At 54.0% G+C, this 18,008-nt stretch carries 16 protein-coding genes; 9 read left to right on the forward strand and 7 right to left on the reverse strand.

Annotation, left to right across the window (positions count from 1 at the left end; genetic code table 11):
• Positions 1-126: 126 nt before the first annotated feature.
• The 7 genes from AC5S26_RS07580 to AC5S26_RS07610 all read right to left on the reverse strand — a co-directional run bounded on the left by AC5S26_RS07580 (position 127) and on the right by AC5S26_RS07610 (position 8,725).
• Positions 127-1,485: a TolC family protein gene (locus tag AC5S26_RS07580; protein WP_494184239.1), complete on the reverse strand. Its 1,359-nt coding sequence runs from the start codon at positions 1,483-1,485 to the stop codon at positions 127-129.
• Positions 1,486-1,814: 329 nt separating this feature from the next.
• Positions 1,815-2,756, reverse strand: a complete 942-nt coding sequence (locus tag AC5S26_RS07585) for a TonB-dependent receptor domain-containing protein (RefSeq protein ID WP_494184240.1) — start codon at positions 2,754-2,756, stop codon at positions 1,815-1,817.
• Entirely contained in the window at positions 2,713-4,275 is a 1,563-nt protein-coding gene (locus tag AC5S26_RS07590; protein WP_494184241.1) for a carboxypeptidase regulatory-like domain-containing protein, read from the reverse strand. Before AC5S26_RS07590 ends, AC5S26_RS07585 begins: the two co-directional genes overlap by 44 nt.
• A gap of 144 nt (positions 4,276-4,419) precedes the next feature.
• Positions 4,420-4,965, reverse strand: coding sequence for a phosphatase PAP2 family protein (locus tag AC5S26_RS07595; RefSeq protein WP_494184242.1), 546 nt, complete (start codon positions 4,963-4,965; stop codon positions 4,420-4,422).
• 412 nt (positions 4,966-5,377) lie between these two features.
• Complete coding sequence (locus tag AC5S26_RS07600; protein ID WP_494184243.1) at positions 5,378-6,820, reverse strand: ATP-binding protein; 1,443 nt, start codon at positions 6,818-6,820, stop codon at positions 5,378-5,380.
• 3 nt (positions 6,821-6,823) lie between these two features.
• Positions 6,824-7,501 carry a response regulator transcription factor gene (locus AC5S26_RS07605; protein ID WP_494184244.1) on the reverse strand — a complete coding sequence of 226 codons (678 nt, stop codon included), beginning with the start codon at positions 7,499-7,501 and terminating at the stop codon, positions 6,824-6,826.
• Between the two features lie 204 nt (positions 7,502-7,705).
• On the reverse strand, positions 7,706-8,725 hold the full coding sequence (locus AC5S26_RS07610; protein WP_494184245.1) for a YncE family protein: 1,020 nt from the start codon (positions 8,723-8,725) through the stop codon (positions 7,706-7,708).
• 475 nt (positions 8,726-9,200) lie between these two features.
• On the opposite strand from AC5S26_RS07610, the gene allB reads away from it, so the two are divergent.
• From allB to allE, 9 genes are all read left to right on the forward strand, one after another.
• Positions 9,201-10,544, forward strand: a complete 1,344-nt coding sequence (gene allB / locus AC5S26_RS07615) for an allantoinase AllB (protein WP_494184246.1) — start codon at positions 9,201-9,203, stop codon at positions 10,542-10,544.
• 141 nt (positions 10,545-10,685) lie between these two features.
• The gene (locus AC5S26_RS07620) at positions 10,686-12,938 is read left to right on the forward strand and encodes a xanthine dehydrogenase family protein molybdopterin-binding subunit (RefSeq protein ID WP_494184247.1); all 2,253 of its coding nucleotides are present in this window, start codon (positions 10,686-10,688) and stop codon (positions 12,936-12,938) included.
• A complete protein-coding gene (locus AC5S26_RS07625; RefSeq protein WP_494184248.1) occupies positions 12,935-13,411 on the forward strand; it encodes a (2Fe-2S)-binding protein in 477 nt (158 codons plus the stop codon). The genes AC5S26_RS07620 and AC5S26_RS07625 overlap by 4 nt, the downstream gene beginning before the upstream one ends.
• Positions 13,408-14,286, forward strand: a complete 879-nt coding sequence (locus AC5S26_RS07630) for an FAD binding domain-containing protein (RefSeq protein ID WP_494184249.1) — start codon at positions 13,408-13,410, stop codon at positions 14,284-14,286. Before AC5S26_RS07625 ends, AC5S26_RS07630 begins: the two co-directional genes overlap by 4 nt.
• Positions 14,283-14,801: a 2-oxo-4-hydroxy-4-carboxy-5-ureidoimidazoline decarboxylase gene (uraD, locus tag AC5S26_RS07635; RefSeq protein ID WP_494184250.1), complete on the forward strand. Its 519-nt coding sequence runs from the start codon at positions 14,283-14,285 to the stop codon at positions 14,799-14,801. The genes AC5S26_RS07630 and uraD overlap by 4 nt, the downstream gene beginning before the upstream one ends.
• Positions 14,798-15,136 carry a hydroxyisourate hydrolase gene (uraH, locus tag AC5S26_RS07640; RefSeq protein WP_494184251.1) on the forward strand — a complete coding sequence of 113 codons (339 nt, stop codon included), beginning with the start codon at positions 14,798-14,800 and terminating at the stop codon, positions 15,134-15,136. Before uraD ends, uraH begins: the two co-directional genes overlap by 4 nt.
• Before the next feature lie 6 nt (positions 15,137-15,142).
• Entirely contained in the window at positions 15,143-15,991 is an 849-nt protein-coding gene (pucL, locus tag AC5S26_RS07645) for a factor-independent urate hydroxylase (RefSeq protein ID WP_494184252.1), read from the forward strand.
• Positions 15,988-17,280, forward strand: a complete 1,293-nt coding sequence (locus AC5S26_RS07650) for an allantoate amidohydrolase (protein WP_494184253.1) — start codon at positions 15,988-15,990, stop codon at positions 17,278-17,280. Before pucL ends, AC5S26_RS07650 begins: the two co-directional genes overlap by 4 nt.
• Positions 17,273-18,007 (forward strand): (S)-ureidoglycine aminohydrolase, encoded by a 735-nt coding sequence (gene allE / locus AC5S26_RS07655; RefSeq protein WP_494184254.1) that lies wholly within the window; start codon positions 17,273-17,275, stop codon positions 18,005-18,007. The genes AC5S26_RS07650 and allE overlap by 8 nt, the downstream gene beginning before the upstream one ends.
• Position 18,008: the final 1 nt, after the last annotated feature.

Below are 18,008 nucleotides of genomic sequence, written 5' to 3' on the forward strand. Positions count from 1 at the left end.
CTAAAGTCGCAGCGGTGCTCTCATCTGCCTTCTTGCAGCCGCCCAAAAAGAAAATGCCAATCAATAGGCATGTTGTACATTTCGCGTTTCCACGTGCCACACGCATCAAGTTCTTCATAGATTGGCTCACAAGGTTCCCATCAAAAGTTGGAGTGCCGCAAAGGCGGACTGATAGCGAAGAATTCCATCGGCTTGAGACGTCTCCGCTGTCAGGTAGGAAGTCTGTGCATCCACCACTTCGAGCGCCGTCGATTCGCCCGCGGTGTATCGCATTTTTGTGAGGCGGAGACTCTCTGCCGCCGTTTGAACGCTTTGAGAGAGAAGCGTCAACTGATTCTGCGCAGCCGCAGCTTCGGAGTATGCCTCCTCGAGATTGGCAATCAAGCGCCGCTGTGCGGCAGTCAGGTTCACTTTGGCTACATTTCGTTGGATCTCGCTCTGTTTAACTCGTTTCTGCGTCGAGAACCAATCCCAGACAGGGATATCAAGCGTTCCAGTGATCGAGTAACCCAGGTTTTTCACATCGTCGGGGCCGTGTTTGGCGAATTGAGGCGCGTCGATTCCGTAGGAGAAGTTGAGCGCAAGATCAGGGAGGTAAGCCGCTTTTGCAGATGCGACTGCGGCATTGCTGGCTCTGACATCGGCGAGGGCACTCCGAATCTCCGGGTTGTTATTCGACGCGAGACGATCTATATCGTCTCGCGTAGGAAGTGCCACTGTGGTGCCGGGAGGGTCGGTGGTGTAGGGGGTTCTGGGATCCGGAAAGAGCAGTACCGCAAGCTCAAGGCGAGCTTTCTCGGCGAGAACAACGGCATCGCTGAGATCACGCTGTCTCTGTTGTTGTTGAAGTTGTGCTTTGATGACGTCGGCGTGGGCCACTTCACGTGCCGCTTCGCGCTTTTGCGTCAGGTCACTGAATGAAGTAGCTTCTTGAAGAGCTTCGGCCAGCAACTGCCGTTTGGTCTCGGCATCAGCGACTTGGTAATACAGACCGACGACTGCGGCAACTAGCCCGCGCCGAGCGATCTCCAGCTCCGCCGAGGCGCGTGCGGCAATAGCTGTTGCCACCTTTGCATCGGCAAATTGTTTAAGTCCGACGGTCTCGTTGATGGAGGCCTGGCTCGTGTACTCGTGAATTGCGTTGTTTGCGATAAAGATCGGCGCTGACTGAAGTCCAGCCTGGCCGCCACTATTTTGCTGACCGTTGGGCTGCGTGTACAGGACCTGATTGTGATAGGTAACCGAGGGCAGGAGAGCTGCTTTCGCGAGGTAGCTGTCGATAGCGGAGGTCTTTTGCGCCGCTACACTGGCTGCGAATATCGGCTCATTCGCTTGTGCGCGCTGGATCGCCTCCGTGATCTGGATGTGGATCGGAGCTGTCTGAGCCTGTTGTCCTGATGAGGTCGCGGGAGCGCTGATGATAAAAGCCGCCACCGCGATGGATGAGAGCCTTGGGTAGAGCAGGTTCCTGACATTCAGACACATAACATTACCCTAAAAAGCGAACCTTAAATGTGGCTTAATGTCGGCGTCGCAATTTCTTTTTGTTATCAGGACTTTATATGAATGGACTCCCGTTGTGGTCCAGGAAGATCGATTCTTTTCGTGTAGATGCGTAGGAGTTCCAGACGGACTGCCTTTTTGCCGGCTGGAGCAGGTAGGAAACCACTGGGATTTCTACAGGGCTTTGGAGTTACCTGGCGCTCCCGAGTTGACTTGCAAGCGTCTCTTGCGGTCAGCGCGGGCTATGCATTATGCATAAAACAGGGGAGGCCCAGCATCATGCTGGGCCTCTCTTCGTACGATGGTTGAAGTTATCGTTCTTTAGGATTGAATGCAAAAACTATCGAGAGCATTACGCTTCGGCCAGGGAGCAGCTGCAGGACATCACTTCCATTCGGAACAAAGGTTGTACCCTTGATCGCTGGAGTCACGCCGGTAATGTTGTGCGAATCGAAGAGATTGTTGAAGCTCAACCTCAGCTTCGTCTGATCGAAACGCGAGCCGCTGCGAACTGTGTAATTGAAGAAGAGGTTGGTCACGCTAAATGGATCGATCGGGACAACCTGATTGGCATTGGCTCCGATAACCGCATTGCTCGCGGTGACCGCCGTACCATCGTTCCACATCGGCCCAACCCGTTTGTTTAGGATGCCGAAGTCGAGATACTTTTGTTGATAGGTCAAACCCCAAGTTTGTGTATTCGAGGGGGTGAAGGCCACCCAAAGGTTGTTGTTCGGGTTTGGCTGGCCTCCTACTGTCGGGCTGACATAGCGAGCGCTGCCAACGGTTCCATTGGCATAAAAGCTCAGACCTCGATAGAGGTAGAAGTTTCCTTCTCCCTCAAAACCTTTCGTAACCGAGTCACCCTGCGAAGTGTAGATTGGGTTGTTCGGATCGGCCGAAGCTGAGTAGGCATTGCCATAGTGGACATAGTAAAAATCACCGTTTAGCGTCATGCGGCGGAACTTGGCCACCGAACCACCCTGATAGGTGATCGCGCTGCTCGGCTTCGGCAAACCGACCACTCTTCCGCTGGTCACATCGAAGACACTGCTCGGCGGGATGATGCTTCCTGTTGCAATCTGCGCATAGATCGACCAGTTCTCGCGAATGCGATAGTTTGCATCGAAGGAAGGCAGATAAGAGGTATAGCCTGCTGAGTTGTTGACGAAAGGTTTGCCGCCAAGATTGCCGACTGTTTTTCCGTTGTCAGCGTACTGCGTCAGGTCCATCGTGTAGTGGGCGAATTTCATGCCTCCCGTGATATTCGTATTCTGCAAAAGGTTGGTAGCTGTTGGTGTAGAAGCGCTCATGAAAATTCGGAAGAACAGCATCGACGTGGGTACGTGGGTCCGAGGGAACCTGATAGCGATTTGTCGTCGCCCACTCATACCATAGGCCTGTGCGCAGAATGCCGAAGCGCGAAACCTGGCTCGCTGTGAAAACTTCGCCATACTTGCGGTAGCTGTTCAGCTTGTCGGTGGCGCTAGTGGACGTGATGCTAGTTCCATTGTTGTAGAACTGCTCGTTGTAATAGCTATAAGTGTAAGGTTTTACGTCGAGGTTCCAACTGTGCCCAAGCTGCGTTGTTAGCCCGACATATTCGAAATCAGTAGGAACATAGTAGGTATTAAATTTGTAGTAGAGAGGGTCTGCTGGGTTGTTAGTCAGCAAGAAGTTGTCACCGAACTGTGCAATCTGAGCCCGAGTCGCTCCTTTTTGATTTGGTGTATTTGCATTTAATCTGATGACACCGCTGAAACCGGTGAGCACTGTATTTTCAGAAAATTTGTATTGGTACTTCAAATTTCCTGCAGTGCGCGACTGATGATTGAAGGTCTGGTAGCCATCCGACGTCATGCGGTGAACGTCAACCGAAAGGCTCGACTTGCTGTCCCTTCCGGGGAAATTTCCCGAATCCCAATTTCCATCATAGAGTAGCGTATTGAACGAGCCATAGCTGACGCCACCACGGATTGTCTGCTGTGTTGGGACAACCTTCGAAAGCAGGTTTATGGAGCCTCCAAAAGGAGTAGGCCCGATTGTCGATGCCGAACCCGGACTGCGATCATAGTCCACGCTTCCGATCCATGGTCCAGGAAAGAATGCCCATGAGTGATGCGTAGGCGAGTTGGTGTCGTTCCACGGAATCCCATCGAAGGTGATGTCGTAGCTTCCGTCCGGGAATCCCCGGAAGTAAGTCTTTGCATCGCCCAACCCGACACCGTTGGAGTTAACACTGAAAGTACCCGGAGCCATTTGGACTAATTCTGCGTAGTCTGCGATCGGCGAAGTAAAGTTCTGGATGAACTGCGAACTGATCTCCGTTCGTGCCGAACGAGCTTCGAGCAGTCCATCCATCGGTGCATACTGCGCTGCGATCGAGTTCGAAGTCGAAGCCTCGACCGTCACCTGCTGGGCGAAGCTTCCCACGTTCAAGGTCAAAGTCACCGTCTGTGGATGGCTTCCGCTTACAACGATGCCTTTTTGAGTTGAGAGGGCAAAGCCGGGTGCTGAAGCCTCAATTGTGTAGGCTCCGGCAGTGAGGTGCGATGCCATAAAGTGGCCGATCGCATCTCCCTTTGCGTCCTGCACCTGATTCGTTGCCTCGTTGCGGATCACGATAGCCGCATTCGGTATCGCGGTTCCTTGTGTGTCGACGATCGTGCCGTCCAGCACCGAACTGGCGTCTTGCGACCAGGCGAGTGGTGACACGATAATTCCGCAAGTCATCGCGAGTAACAACACTGCTTTCCGTTTCCAGTTTTTCATAATTGCCTCCGTAGCTCGTTCATTCCTGGGCGAAAATCCTCGGTAAGGGGGTGTGCTCTGACACAAGTGGCCGCGTTCTCGTATCGCTCGCTCGAGGCAGACACACCCATAATGAAGTTCTCGGTTAGCCTTGCAGGCTGTGTGCTATTCCGACATTCCAAGTTGGCGGTGAATCTCGGCTCTTGCCGCGGCAAGATCTGTTTCAAATTTCGGATTCGCCAGCATGTATCCGAAGGCAGCGGAGGCGACCAGACGACTCGCAGCAAGGTCGCTAGGATAGTGCACACCGCATACAAGACGGTTGCGCGCGTACTCGTCGGCTCTTGCCATGATTGCGGTCGATTTTTCGGGGAACATTGCGATCAGCGTGAACGCTTCAAGATATCCGGAGATCGCGTGTCCACTTGGGTACGAGTTCGGTGCCTCAGACAGCTTGCACACCGCGTTCATGCTCTTATCCCACTGGTAGGGTCTTGGGCGATGGAAGCGAGACTTCAGCGGAAGGCTGATGAAAGATTCATCGCCATGTACATGTTTCGAGAGAGCCGCAGTCAACGGTAATCGATCCTCGCGGAAGGCGTCGCCTATCACACCGCGAAAGACGAATATATCTTCCTCCACATCGTCGGCGCGGGCTGCCTTCACTTGCTCGGGTGTGCGTTCTGTCTGGATTCGATGAAGTGCAGTCAATTCGTCTTTTGTCGCCTCTGAGTCCTGCTCTGGTGGAGAGGGAACAATTGAGGTAATCGTGAGTGATTGCGAGGCTAGGTAATGTCCTCTCGATGGCTGCGGAGAATGCTTAGGTTCGTTTTCTTGCGCAAGCGAGGAAGAAATCCCAGCTGAAAGCGCTAACAGAATTAGGGCGTTTCCAATTGTTTTATGGATCATGTTGGGACGAAGTTATCGGCCAACTATGAATAAGCGATTGCATTCGAGTAATTGGCGGATGAACAACCCTCGCCCCGAAGGCCGAATTTAGTGGAATTTCAGCTTAATTTAAGAAGTAGCACTGCTTGTTCAGAATTGAGGCTCTTGAAAGGCGGATTTGATAGAGAAGGCGACTGCTATAGCATGTGTTTCTACGTCCCATAGATGGGAAATATCAGGCCGAAGTCTCTTTCTCGAAAGTCTTGCCTTCAGCCTCGAAAGAATTCGCCGAACTTCTTAGAGGAAATTGGATCTGAAAGACCGAACCGAGAGCGGGCGTGCTTTCCAGAGTCAGCTCGGCTCCATGAGCGTCTGCGATCCACTTCCCGATTGAAAGCCCGAGCCCATTTCCTGCCGGAGACTTCCTCTCTCGCAGATCCGCCTGGTAGAAACGGTCGAAGACCCTGCTGCGCACCTCATCCGACATGCCGACGCCAGAATCCCGTATGGTCACTACAGCTCTATTCCCTCCGACAGAAACCTCTGCGGAAATCTCTCCTTCTGCCGGCGTATAGCGGATCGCATTCTCCAGCAGAATGCCTAGTAATCGTTGTAACAGAAGCTCATCGCCATCGATCTGTACACTCTCCGCAGGCAGTCGCCAGTCCAGCAAAATTCCGTTCGATTCGGCAAGGTCTTCCACTCTTCGACAACCGTTCACAACCAGATCGCAGAGATCAATCTTCTTCAGATTCATCTCATGAAGAAAGTTGTCACTCTGGGCCAAAGCGAGCAAAGCATCAAGCAGCGTAGATGCGGTGCGGCACTCCGTCGCAATCCTCCCAAGATCATCACGGTGTTCCTCGACTGTTGTTCCGCGACGCAGAGAAAGTTGAGCAGTGGCGAGCATGATTGTGATGGAGGTCCTCAGGTCATGCGAGGCGTCAGCGGAAAACCGGCTCAAGCGCAGAACCGCATCTTCAAGCCTGGCCAGCAGTTGGTTCCACGCCACGGCAAGGTCCTGGATCTCGTCTTTCGCCGTGGGAACTGGTAGGCGCTTCGACAAATTGCCGACGCCGATATCAAGAGCGGCGCGCGTCATTCGGTCAACAGGTCTGAGTGCGAATCTGCTCAAAAAGTATCCGCCAACCGAAGAGAGAAAAAGCATCACAGGCAGAAGCAGGAGTAGCGCATCGCGGTACCTGTGCATTATCGATGCTTCTTCATCCAGCGCTCCGCCGATATGCAGCAGAACCTCGTGTCCATCGAGGTTAGTCTGATGGCACATCACCAATACAGGTATTCCATCAAGTCCCGTCTCGGTGAACTCACGGTGTCTACACTTCTTCTGATCTGGAAGGGCCCAGTCCTTTTGAACTCCATTCGCCGGGAACAAGTAGCTCCCATCAGGGTTGTGAACGCGAAAGAGGTTTCCTTCGTGCGTTACCATCGCGTAGTTGTTCAGCTGTTCTACCAGGTTGGTCGAAACGCCCTTAGACTTGTTCTCGCGAATCAATTGGTTCAGCCTGTTTTCGCGTCCTTCAAGGTGGGTCTTCTTTCCCTCTAGAAGCGCATAGCGAAGCGCGGCGTAGGACATCAGGCCAAAGAAGATTAATCCGGTACAGGTAACCGTGAAGTAGAGCAGCATTAGCCGGGCGCGAACGGATAACGAATACATGGGTCAACTTACTCCGAAGCGGTAACCGGTGCCATGAATGGTCTGGATGAGTGGAGTTTGCTCCTCCGATGTGTCTTCCAGTTTGACACGCAGGCCGTGGATGTAGACGTCCAGGGTGTTATGTTTCACCTGGGCGACATGTCCCCAGCCGGCCTCGATCAATTGCTCTCGCGATGTAATCTGTCCGGCTTGTCGCATCAGCGTTTCTAGCAAATCGAATTGTTTGCGCGTGAGTGGTATCTCTCTGCCATGTCGGATGGCCATGCGACGCGTCGGGTCCAGTGTGACGCCGAACGAATCTAAAGTTCGGAGATCAGGCTTTGCTCCACGTCTGGCGATTGCGGCTACTCGCGCCAACAGAATCTCTACGATGAATGGCTTTACCAGATAGTCGTCGGCGCCCAGATCGAAGGATTTGAGAATCCGCGGCACGGCATCGACTGCGGTCAGCATCAAGATAGGAACTCGGCAGTTTCGTACGCGCACGTGCTCCAACACCTCCACACCGTCCATCCTGGGGAGATAGATATCGAGCAGGGCAACATCGAAGCTGCCTTTTAAAAGAGCCTCAGCCCCATCGCGGCCATCGTGGATCAGGGTCACATCATGGCCGCTATCGTTGAATGCTCGTTCCACGAGAGTCGCGATCCTTTTATCATCTTCGATTACCAGGATTTTCATTGAACGAGAGACTTCTCCACGTACTTCACTTAGATAAGTGCGAATTCGACCAAGGCCAGCGTCTATGAATGGATGCTGTATGAAAGTTCGATACTACGGCAGACCCGCCGTAGATTGCGATTGCTAAAGATTCGTCCAAAGCGATTACCGTCCTGAAGAAAGTTGGCCGGAATTCTCCTGCATATTCCGGCCAATTGAGGTTGTTTAGTGAACTGCGGGGTCAGCTTCGATACGTAACAAGGTGAACGTTCCGGGCAATAACGGCCTCTTGCCTTTGCTGCCCTGAGGTCGTGTTCCGAACTTTGCTGACACGACGTAGAGTCGATGATTTACGGGATCGAGACCGAGATTGCGGGAACCGACTGGAGTGGTAAGGGTCTGCGCAACCTGATACTTGTCGGCGCTATCCTGATGGATAACGGTCAGCGTTCCGTCAGCGTTCGAAGCAAAGATGTCGTGGCTTTTGGGGTCATATGCAGTACCATCCACGCCCGTGCCGATAGGCACAGCCGTTATGATCTTCCCTGCCGTGTAGTCGGAGACCGCCAATACGCCACTCCTGCAACCGCTGAAAAGACGGTGGTTCGCCTTATCGATCGCCATCGCCACAGGCTGTTTGCACGGAGCGCTCGACCAGCGTTTTGTCACGGTTGCTTTTTTTGCATCAATCTCGACGATCTCGTTGGTATCGACGAGGTTGGCATATACCTTGCCGTCGCCAGCTGAAACACCGTATTCAGGTTTACCCTTGAGCGGAATGTTGGTGATGAGTTTGCCTCCGGTCGCATCAATGACTGTCGAAGAATTGGCATCTCCGTTCAGTGTGAAAACCCGGTTCGAAACGTCGTCGAAGACGATGGCATCTGCATCATCTGCTGCCGGGATTTTGCCCAGAACCTTCAAGGTCTTAAGGTCGAACATCACAACTGCCTTGTCTTCTCCGGCGGTCGCAAAACCATGACCGCTCTTCGCAGCAACCGCCGTGCCATGGGCTCCGTTAATTCCTCCGACTTCTCCTACCAGCTTCCCACTCTCTTCATCGACGACCACCAACCGGGTCTCACGTGCAATGTAAAGGCGGTGGTTGGCCGGATCGGGAATGATGTAATCCCACCCACCGTTTCCGCCGAGGGGATAGGACTGTGTGACGTGGTAGCGGGCTGTCGACTGTGCAAGCAGGCTGGAAGCGGTTGCGAGTGCAAAAACAAGCGTCTTAAAGTGCATAAAACTCCTTAATCGTCAAAAACAACTAGCGCTGTCTACCGTTGGTTCCATCACCTGCTGCTATGCCGAATGCCAACCCAACTCAATCTTTTTTGAAAGATAATGCTCTGAACCTTAATCTCCGCTGAATGCGCTCCCGCCACATGTTTTTCTAGGCTGCGAGACGAAATGAGATTTGAAACGTGGTCCCCAGGTCCCCGACGTTATGAACGCAGAGCTCACCGCGATGAGTATCGGAGATGACCGTGGGAGGCGGTAAGGTGGTAGAACTTGGCTTTACGCCCGCTCTCTAACCGCATAGATAACTTTGCCAAGTTATTCAGATTGTTGTCGTTGCCAGGATTTGAGGGCGGTGATGTCGCTAGTTAAAGTGAGCCGTTCTGACCAATCAAATCGAAAATCTGTCAGCGGGTCTAATAGACTTCATTGGAGCACCTCAAGTCATTCATCAATCAAGATGAGATTATCGAGGCATATGCCGCAGGTATTCGTCTCCCAACAGGTCGTTACGCCATTCGGTACCCGTCCTGCCGCTGTCCTGGTAGAGCAAGGCAAGATTACAGCCCTGCGTCCCGCAACCGATATCCCCGCAGATGCATCAGTAGTCGATTGCTCAAAGTACGTCCTGATGCCCGGATTAGTGGATGCGCACACACACATTAACGAACCGGGCCGCACCGAATGGGAAGGTTTCGAGACAGCGACGCGCGCCGCAGCAGCCGGGGGCTTCACAACGTTGATGGATATGCCCTTGAATTGCCTGCCCGCGACCACTACTGTCGCGGCCCTGGCGGCGAAGCGTGCGGCAGCGAACGGCAAATGCACCATAGACTGGGGAGCGTGGGGAGGTGTCTCCGAGCGGAACACCGATCACCTCGAGCCATTGGCTGCCGCTGGAGTCCGCGGATTTAAATGCTTCCTGGCAGATCCGGGTATCGAAGGCTTTGCACTCGTCGATGAAGACGAGTTGCGCGCCGCCGCACCGCACATCGCAGCTACTGGGCTACCTTTACTCACGCACGCGGAACTACCGTCAGCGCTTCGGTCTGCGAGCAAAACCCTCTTGCAGCCCGACTGGCGACAGTATGCGTCGTGGCTGGCCTCGCGTCCAGACGAGGCCGAAGTGGAAGCAATTCGTCTGATGCTGCGGCTCTGCGATGAGTTTCGCTTCCGGTTGCACATCGTACATCTGGCCACTGCAAAGGCTCTTCCCGACTTGCACGCCGCAAGAGAGAGAGGCCTTCCCGTTACGGTTGAAACCTGCCCGCACTATCTGCACTTTGCCGCGGAGACGATCCCCGACGGCAGCACACTGCACAAATGCGCTCCGCCAATTCGTAACGCCGAGAATCGCGAGGCATTGTGGCAGGCATTGCGCGATGGCGTAATTGACTTGATCGCAACCGATCACTCGCCCTGTCCGCGATCGTGGAAACACCTCGATACCGGAAGTTTTCAGACTGCCTGGGGCGGAATAGCCAGCCTCTCCGTCGCCCTTTCCGTCGTATGGACTGACATTCTGAAACGTGGGCTTACGATCGATGACCTGGCCCGCTGGATGAGCAGCAAACCTGCCGCGCTCGCAGGTATTAATCATCGTAAGGGGGCTATCGCAGAAGGTTACGACGCGGATTTCGTCGTGTTCGATCCCGAGGCACAATTTGTAGTCGCGACATCGGACCTGCATACCCGTCACCCAATATCTCCCTACGTGGGTGAAAATCTGCGAGGAAAGGTTCTGGCGACTTGGCTGCGGGGTCAGAAGGTCTTTCAGGAAGGCACTTTTACGGGCACTCGCGGAGGGCAGGAAGTCCATTGAAAGTCATCACGTTGCTGTCCTGGCCGGCTAACGCAAGTTAGCGGCTTGCATCCACGGTCTCGCGTAGTAACATAAGTAAATTTAAGTGACTTCTTGCCACCGCAGTTCATCGGCAAGAAGCCTTCTAGATTCGGAGATTTTGTGCAGAAGGAGCGGATCGTCGGGACCTCAGCACTTCGCAAAGAAGGTATCGCGAAGGTGCGAGGGGCGGCGCGCTATATCGACGACACATCGTTCCCCGACATGCTCTTCGGCGCTACCGTGCGAAGCACAGTTCCACGCGGACGAATTTTGGACATTCAATTAGGCGACGGCATTCCCTGGGACGAGTTCGTCATTGTCAGCGCAGAAGATATTCCCGGCGAAAACACGATCGCTCTAATCAACCGGGACTGGCCCTGCCTCGCCGAGAAATTCGTCAATCATCCTGAGGAGCCGATTCTGCTTCTTGCGCACTCGGACAGGCATTTGCTGACAAAAGCTGTGGCAGCCGTGCATATCGAATATGAGGTAATGCCTTCGATTCACTCTATCGAAGCGAGCGAAAAAGGTGATGTCGTCGTCTGGGGAGACGACAATGTGTTCAAGAAATTTCAAATCGAAAAGGGAAACGTTGACCTGACGTGGGCCGACGCTGACTTCATCATTGAGGGGGAATACACAACCGGCGCCCAGGAACATCTATATATAGAAAACAACGGCGTAATTGCGTCCTTCACTCCCAGCGAAGGGCTTACCGTCTGGGGATCCATGCAGTGTCCCTTCTACGTTCATAAGTCGCTCCTGGCAGTATCCGCCCTGCCGGAAGACAAGGTGCGCATCATCCAGGTCGAGACTGGAGGAGCCTTCGGCGGAAAAGAAGACTATCCATCCATGATTGGCGCCCATGCGGCTTTGCTCGCAATGAAGGCGCAACGTCCTGTAAAGATCGTCTACGACCGTATGGAAGACATGGTTGCAACCACCAAGCGTCATCCCTCGCGTACCCGGATTCGTACCGCAGTCACAAAGGAAGGAAAACTTCTCGGCGGCGACATCGAATTCACGCTGGATGGTGGAGCATATTCGACGCTATCTCAGACCGTCCTTTCACGCGGAACGATTCATGCCGGTGGTCCCTATTTTTGGCCAAACATTCGTGTGCGTTCCAAAGCTCTGGCGACAAACTGTCCTCCGCACGGAGCGTTTCGCGGATTCGGGGCACCGCAGAGCCTGTTCGCGATGGAACGTCACATGGATTGTGTTGCCAATGCTATCGGCCTACCCCCGGAGGAGCTGCGCCGCCGCAACTTTCTGCGTAAGGGCCTGACAACCGCCACCGGCCAGGAGATCCGTGAGGACGTTGATTTGAACCATCTGCTCAGCCAGGCCCTCAAACTTTCCGACTATGACTCCAAGCGAGAGCGCTTCGAACGTGAAAATCCCACGACAAAAAAGAAGAAAGGGATTGGTCTCGCTGCCTTTCTTCACGGATCAGGCTTTACCGGATCGGGCGAACGCTATCTGAATTCTGTCGCTGCAGTGGATGCAACACCGGAAGGTGGCCTGCGGGTCTTAGTTTCAAGCACTGAGTTCGGTCAGGGTACAAATACGATCCTCTGCCAGATAGCTGCGGAAACATTAGGAATCGACTACGACGCGGTGGAGATAGCTCCGCCAGATACTCGCATCGTCCCTAACTCCGGCCCAACTGTCGCCTCCCGCACGACAATGATCGTCGGCAAGCTCGTTCATTCAGCCGCTCTCGGCATCCAACAAACCCTGCAGGCGAGCGGATTGCTGGGGGAAGCGTGGACGACGGAACAGTTTTGCGCGGCCGCGAAAGCTCACGTTGCAAAATATGGTTCGCTACGCTCGGACAGCAGGTATGAGGCTCCACCGAATGTCTATTGGGATGACGAGAAATACAACGGTGATGCTTATCCCGCGTTCGCATGGGCGGTATACGTTGCGGAAGTAACGCTAGACACCGTCTCCTACAGCGTTACCGTGGATAACTTCGTCGCAGTGCAGGAAGTTGGCCGGGTTCTCAATCCTGTATTAGCAACAGGCCAGATTGAAGGTGGCATCGCGCAGGGAATTGGCTATGCGCTCTACGAAAAGGTGCAGTGGCAGAACGGTCGCATGGCGAATGGACAGATGACGAACTACATCATTCCAACGTCGCAGGATATTCCGCCGATGCAAGTTCATTTTGAAGAGCTGCCTGTCGCGTCCGGAGCCTATGGAGCCAAGGGAATTGGCGAATTGCCAATGGATGGACCAGCGCCGGCAATTCTCAATGCGGTCTCCTTCGCCGCTGGAAGAGACTTCAATTCAATTCCACTCATGCCTGAGGACGTCTGCCACAGTCTCGCAGTCAAACCTGTTCCCGCGGAGGCTGTTGTCGCATGACTCGAGACACGTTTTCCCTACGGATTAACGGACAGTATCGGGAGATTGAAGCATATCCGATGGAACGTCTGCTTGATGTTCTGCGGGAGCATCTCGGATTAACGGGAACCAAAGAAGGCTGCGGTGAAGGAGAGTGCGGAGCCTGCAGCGTTCTCATCAATGGAGAGCTCGTCAACAGCTGCCTGGTTCCTATCGCTCAAGCCAATGGTACTGAGATTGTCACAATCGAAGGAGTCGCCGACGGCGAAGAGTTACATCCCGCTCAAAAGGCCTTTCTCCAATGCGGCGGAGCTCAGTGTGGCATGTGCACGCCGGGCATGATCGTTGCCACGGTGCATCTCCTAGAGAAGCATCCTAAGCCAACGATCGAGCAAATACGCGAAGGCTTGAATGGCAATCTATGCCGTTGCACGGGTTACATGCGCATCTTCGAAGCCGTAGAAAAGGCCGCAAGTCTGGGGACGTCCCGATGAGATCCAACCCGGCGGAGTATGAATTCGTCTCTCCCAGCAATTTGGCCGGGGCGCTGGATCTGTTGCATCGCGAGCCAGGAGCTTGGCAACCTGTCGCTGGGGGCACCGAGATCATGGTGCAATACAGCGCTGGGCGACTAGGAGCGCGGCGCCTGTTGAATCTCTGGAATCTTCGAGAGCTGAAGGAGATCGTAGAAAGCAACGATTCACTGCGCATCGGCGGAGGATGTACCTTCACTCAGCTGCGTGAGCGCTCGGCCGTTCAAAACCACTTTCCACTCCTGGTTACAGCCGCTGCATGGACAGGGGGAATCGCAAATCAGAATCGAGCTACTATCGCCGGAAATATCGTAAACGCATCGCCTGCAGCTGATTCCCCTCCTGTCCTGTTGGCATATGAGGCCGAGTTGGAGCTGATCTCTGCCACAGGAACCCGAAGAATTCCTTACAGCGACTTTCACCTGAGTTACAAAAAAACTGTGCTCCAGCCGAATGAACTTCTCTTGGCGATCCATCTCCCCAAACGCTTTGCGGGATGGTTCAGTTACGCCCAAAAGACAGGTGCGCGAAATGCGCAGGCGATCTCTAAGGTTTGCATTGCAGGTGTAGGCAAGTTACGCGGAAATCGCGTTGAAGCCTTGAACATCGGTATCGGCGCAGTGGCTCCGACGCCACTGCGCCTGCGCAAAACCGAACAGATTCTGTTGGGTTCCCCATTGACTCAGAAGACCATGAGCGAGGCCGTTCAGGCGCTCGAAAGCGAGATCTCGCCAATCGAAGACATTCGCTCCTCTGTCGCATACCGCAGGCAAGTCGCCGCCAATCTGTTGGAAGACCTGCTCTCCTCCTTCTCGGCATCGGAGCAAGCGGGATGACGATCGTGAACGAGACTCTAGCCGATTGGAACAAGCTCGATCAGGCGTCGGCTGTAGCCAGCATCCTGCCTTGCTGTGGATCAGCACGATGGGCTCGCGAACTAGTTGAAACACGTCCCATCAATACTGAAACGGAATTGTTGGAACGTTCTGATGTCATCTGGAAGGCACTCTCGCCAGACGATTGGGACGAGGCATTCCGAAGTCACCCCAGGATCGGTGAAAGAAGGACTGCAACTGCAACCGCGCAGTCGGTCGAGTGGTCAAGCAGCGAGCAAAGCAGTATGGCTCGTTCGAGCACTGAAATTCGGGCGGCACTCGAGCAAGGAAATCAACTCTATGAGCAACGCTTTGGACGCATCTACATTGTGTGCGCCACAGGAAAGTCCGCGGAAGAGATGCTCGCAGACCTGCAGCGACGCCTCCACAATAAGGTTGAGACAGAGTTGCAGGAAGCAGCGGAGCAGCAAAGACAGATCACGCGTCTGCGTCTGAGAAAATGGCTCGATCTATGAAACTCTCAACTCATGTGCTTGATCTCTCGTCTGGACGCCCCGCAGCGGCGCTTATTGTGCGGCTGCATCGTCACGTGGAAGGCTCATGGCACTCAATCGCTGCGCATCGGACGGACGATAACGGCCGCATCCTCGACCTATTATCAACCGGAGAAGAACTACAGCATGGTTTCTACCGGTTACGGTTTGGTACGCGAGCATATTTCCGTACGAAAGAGCTTGAGAGCTTTCATCCTTTCGTTGACATTGTCTTCGAGGTGCGTAATCCGAAGGAGCACTATCACGTCCCCCTCCTGATTACGCCGCATAGTTATTCAACATACCGTGGAAGCTGAGGAGAGATGATCACACTAGGCGACAACCGTTACGGAAAATCTCGAGTGCGGGTGATGAAGGTGGATCGAAGTAATCCCCGACACCGGGTCTATGAGTGGAACGTCGAAGTGTGGTTGAGGGGAGATTTCATCGATTGCTTCGAGAAAGGTGATAACAGTCGAATCCTGCCCACGGACACAATCAAAAATACCGTCTATTCCCTCGCTCGCTCATCCGGCGCCGAGAGTATCGAAGAGTTCGCAACCGACCTGGCGACGAACTTCATCGCGGATCAGCCTCAAGTTGAAGAAGCAGGTGTGCGCATCCACAGCGCCGCTTGGACGCATATTACTGTCGGAGGTAAAGAACACGGCAGTGCCTTTGTTCAATCCGGACGGGCGGCTGAGACCACCACCGTCGTATATCCGCGTAACGGACCCACGACCGTCACCTCCGGAATCACCGATCTCGCCATTCTTAAAACGGCGAAATCAGCGTTCGCTGGTTACATTCGCGACAGGCTGACAACTCTGAAAGAAACCAACGATCGCCTGTTAGGAACCCTGGCGACGGCTGAATGGACCTACGCATCGCCTCCTCCAAACTTCAATGAGGCGCGGGCTAGCATTACCGATGCACTCCTTGAATCGTTTGCGCTGCATGACAGCATGTCTGTCCAGCAGACACTCTTCGCTATGGGGAAAGCCGCACTTAATGCAGAATCTGCTGTCAACGAGATTTATTTGAAGATGCCGAATAAGCATTGCAATCTCGTCGATCTGTCAGTCTTTGGGCAAGACAATCCCAATGTAATCTTCGTTCCAACCGACGAGCCTCACGGTTCCATCGAAGCATGCGTACGGAGAGAACCTTGAGCACAGAAACCGCGATCTCCGAACGGATAGCGATATCGCGCAGTGCGGCACTGGATCTGCTGGAGCGCATCGCGACATTGGCTTCGTGTACAGATAAGCCAGGTGAGATTCTGCGAACATTCCTGTCTGCCGCCATGGAAGAAGTTCATCAGCATTTGCGGCCATGGCTCGAAGGTGCCGGCATGCAGGTAAACCTCGACAGTGCTGGCAATCTGCGTAGCTTGTATAAATCCGAATTGGGCGAAGCGTCGCCGGTCTTGCTTATCAGCTCGCATCTCGATACTGTGCCAAACGCCGGCGCCTACGATGGCGTCCTTGGAGTACTCATTGGGCTGGCGTTGGTGGAAGGACTTCGCGGACGACGTATGCCTTACGCCATCGAGGTGATTGGTTTCTCTGATGAAGAGGGCACGCGCTTCGGCGTTCCCTTTATCGGCAGCCGGGCCCTTGCAGGCACGCTTTCTGAGGAACGCCTGCTAGACAGTAGGGACAAATCAGGAATAACTGTTCGCGAAGCTTTGGCGCAATACGTGGAAGCTCATCCAGAAGTAACTCCAAGCGTCTTTTCTCAGAAAACGGTGGGATACCTTGAGTTCCATATAGAACAGGGTCCGGTATTAGAAAATCGGAATCTTTCCCTGGGCGTAGTGCAATCAGTGGCGGGGCAAACTCGCTGCCATCTGGTGTTTAAGGGAAACTCAGGTCACGCGGGTACATCGCCCATGGGCCTGCGACGTGACGCGCTCGCAGCGGCTGCTACATGGATGACGCGGTGTGAGACCATTGCAAACGAAATGGACGGCTTAGTGGCAACAGTTGGCCAGATATCGGTTGAGCCCGGAGGAGTAAATGTAATTCCAGGTGTCGCCCGGTGCAGTCTTGACGTGCGTCACGCTGACGACGTCGTCCGCAACCTCGCTGTTGAGAATATCCTCGGCGAAGCTCATGCCATTGCAAATGCGCGCGGCCTCGCGGTAGAAACCCACATTTATCACAAGCAGCCTGCGGTACACCTTGATTCCAGGATGATCGCCATTTCGGAGAAAGCCGCACGTAAAGCTGGCTTTGAGTCTATTCGCATGACGAGTGGCGCCGGACATGATGCGATGGTGATCGCGCCGTACATACCATCCGCAATGATTTTTCTGCGCAGCCCAGGCGGCATCAGCCATCACCCCGACGAGAGTGTCCTGATAGAAGATATCGAGGCAGCAATACACACGGGACTATGCTTTCTGGATGAATTTGCAACCTTCGTAACAAAGAAAGAGAGCGACCCACGTGCATAATCTCGGGCTTACACGCAGCGTACGCCGCTCGAGTCATATCCTTCACACTCCGGATGCTTTTATTCGCACGCAAATCCCCGGCAGCTTCAAGGCAAATGTAATTGTCCATGTATCCCCAGCAATGGGCGCTGGTTTTGCGCAGTATTCCGTGGAGCTTGAACCAGGAGGCAGCCTAGGCAAGTCGCAAGGACAGCGTTTCCTCTATGTGCTGGACGGCTCCGTCGCACTTGAGTGCGGATCCGATACATACACGCTTGCGAAAGACGACTACGCTTATATCCCGCAGGATGCTGCTCACCGCTTTTATGCCACCCAAGCTGCCCGCGCGGCCGTGATCGAACAGAAGTACCGCACCGTTGAAAACACATCCCCACCAACGCTTCTCGTAGGACACGAGCCTTCGATCCAGGCCCAGCCGCTAATGGGCGACTCCGACCTCTTGGTACGCCCTCTTCTTCCTGACGCGATGGACTTCGACTTTGCGGTAAATACGATGAGCTACGCTCCCGGCGCCAGCTTGAGCATGGTTGAGATGCACGTCATGGAGCACGGCCTCCTGATGCTCGAAGGCGGCGGCATCTACAGGCTCGATGACGAATGGTATCCGGTTACCGCCGGAGACTTTATCTGGATGGCGCCTTACTGTCCGCAATGGTTTGGGGCCATAGGAAAATCTCCAGCAAAATATCTCATCTATAAAGACTGGAATCGTCACCCCCTTAGTTGAT

It is taken from the genome of Edaphobacter sp. FHG110511_03 (assembly GCF_059115365.1).

Bases quoted from the DNA above. Each gene is read 5' to 3' on its own strand.
- AC5S26_RS07580 (WP_494184239.1), bottom strand. From the start codon at position 1,485: ATGTGTCTGAATGTCAGGAACCTGCTCTACCCAAGGCTCTCATCCATC.
- AC5S26_RS07585 (WP_494184240.1), bottom strand. From the start codon at position 2,756: ATGAAATTCGCCCACTACACGATGGACCTGACGCAGTACGCTGACAAC.
- AC5S26_RS07590 (WP_494184241.1), bottom strand. From the start codon at position 4,275: ATGAAAAACTGGAAACGGAAAGCAGTGTTGTTACTCGCGATGACTTGC.
- AC5S26_RS07600 (WP_494184243.1), bottom strand. From the start codon at position 6,820: ATGTATTCGTTATCCGTTCGCGCCCGGCTAATGCTGCTCTACTTCACG.
- AC5S26_RS07605 (WP_494184244.1), bottom strand. From the start codon at position 7,501: ATGAAAATCCTGGTAATCGAAGATGATAAAAGGATCGCGACTCTCGTG.
- AC5S26_RS07610 (WP_494184245.1), bottom strand. From the start codon at position 8,725: ATGCACTTTAAGACGCTTGTTTTTGCACTCGCAACCGCTTCCAGCCTG.
- allB (WP_494184246.1), top strand. From the start codon at position 9,201: ATGCCGCAGGTATTCGTCTCCCAACAGGTCGTTACGCCATTCGGTACC.
- AC5S26_RS07625 (WP_494184248.1), top strand. From the start codon at position 12,935: ATGACTCGAGACACGTTTTCCCTACGGATTAACGGACAGTATCGGGAG.
- AC5S26_RS07630 (WP_494184249.1), top strand. From the start codon at position 13,408: ATGAGATCCAACCCGGCGGAGTATGAATTCGTCTCTCCCAGCAATTTG.
- uraD (WP_494184250.1), top strand. From the start codon at position 14,283: ATGACGATCGTGAACGAGACTCTAGCCGATTGGAACAAGCTCGATCAG.
- uraH (WP_494184251.1), top strand. From the start codon at position 14,798: ATGAAACTCTCAACTCATGTGCTTGATCTCTCGTCTGGACGCCCCGCA.
- pucL (WP_494184252.1), top strand. From the start codon at position 15,143: ATGATCACACTAGGCGACAACCGTTACGGAAAATCTCGAGTGCGGGTG.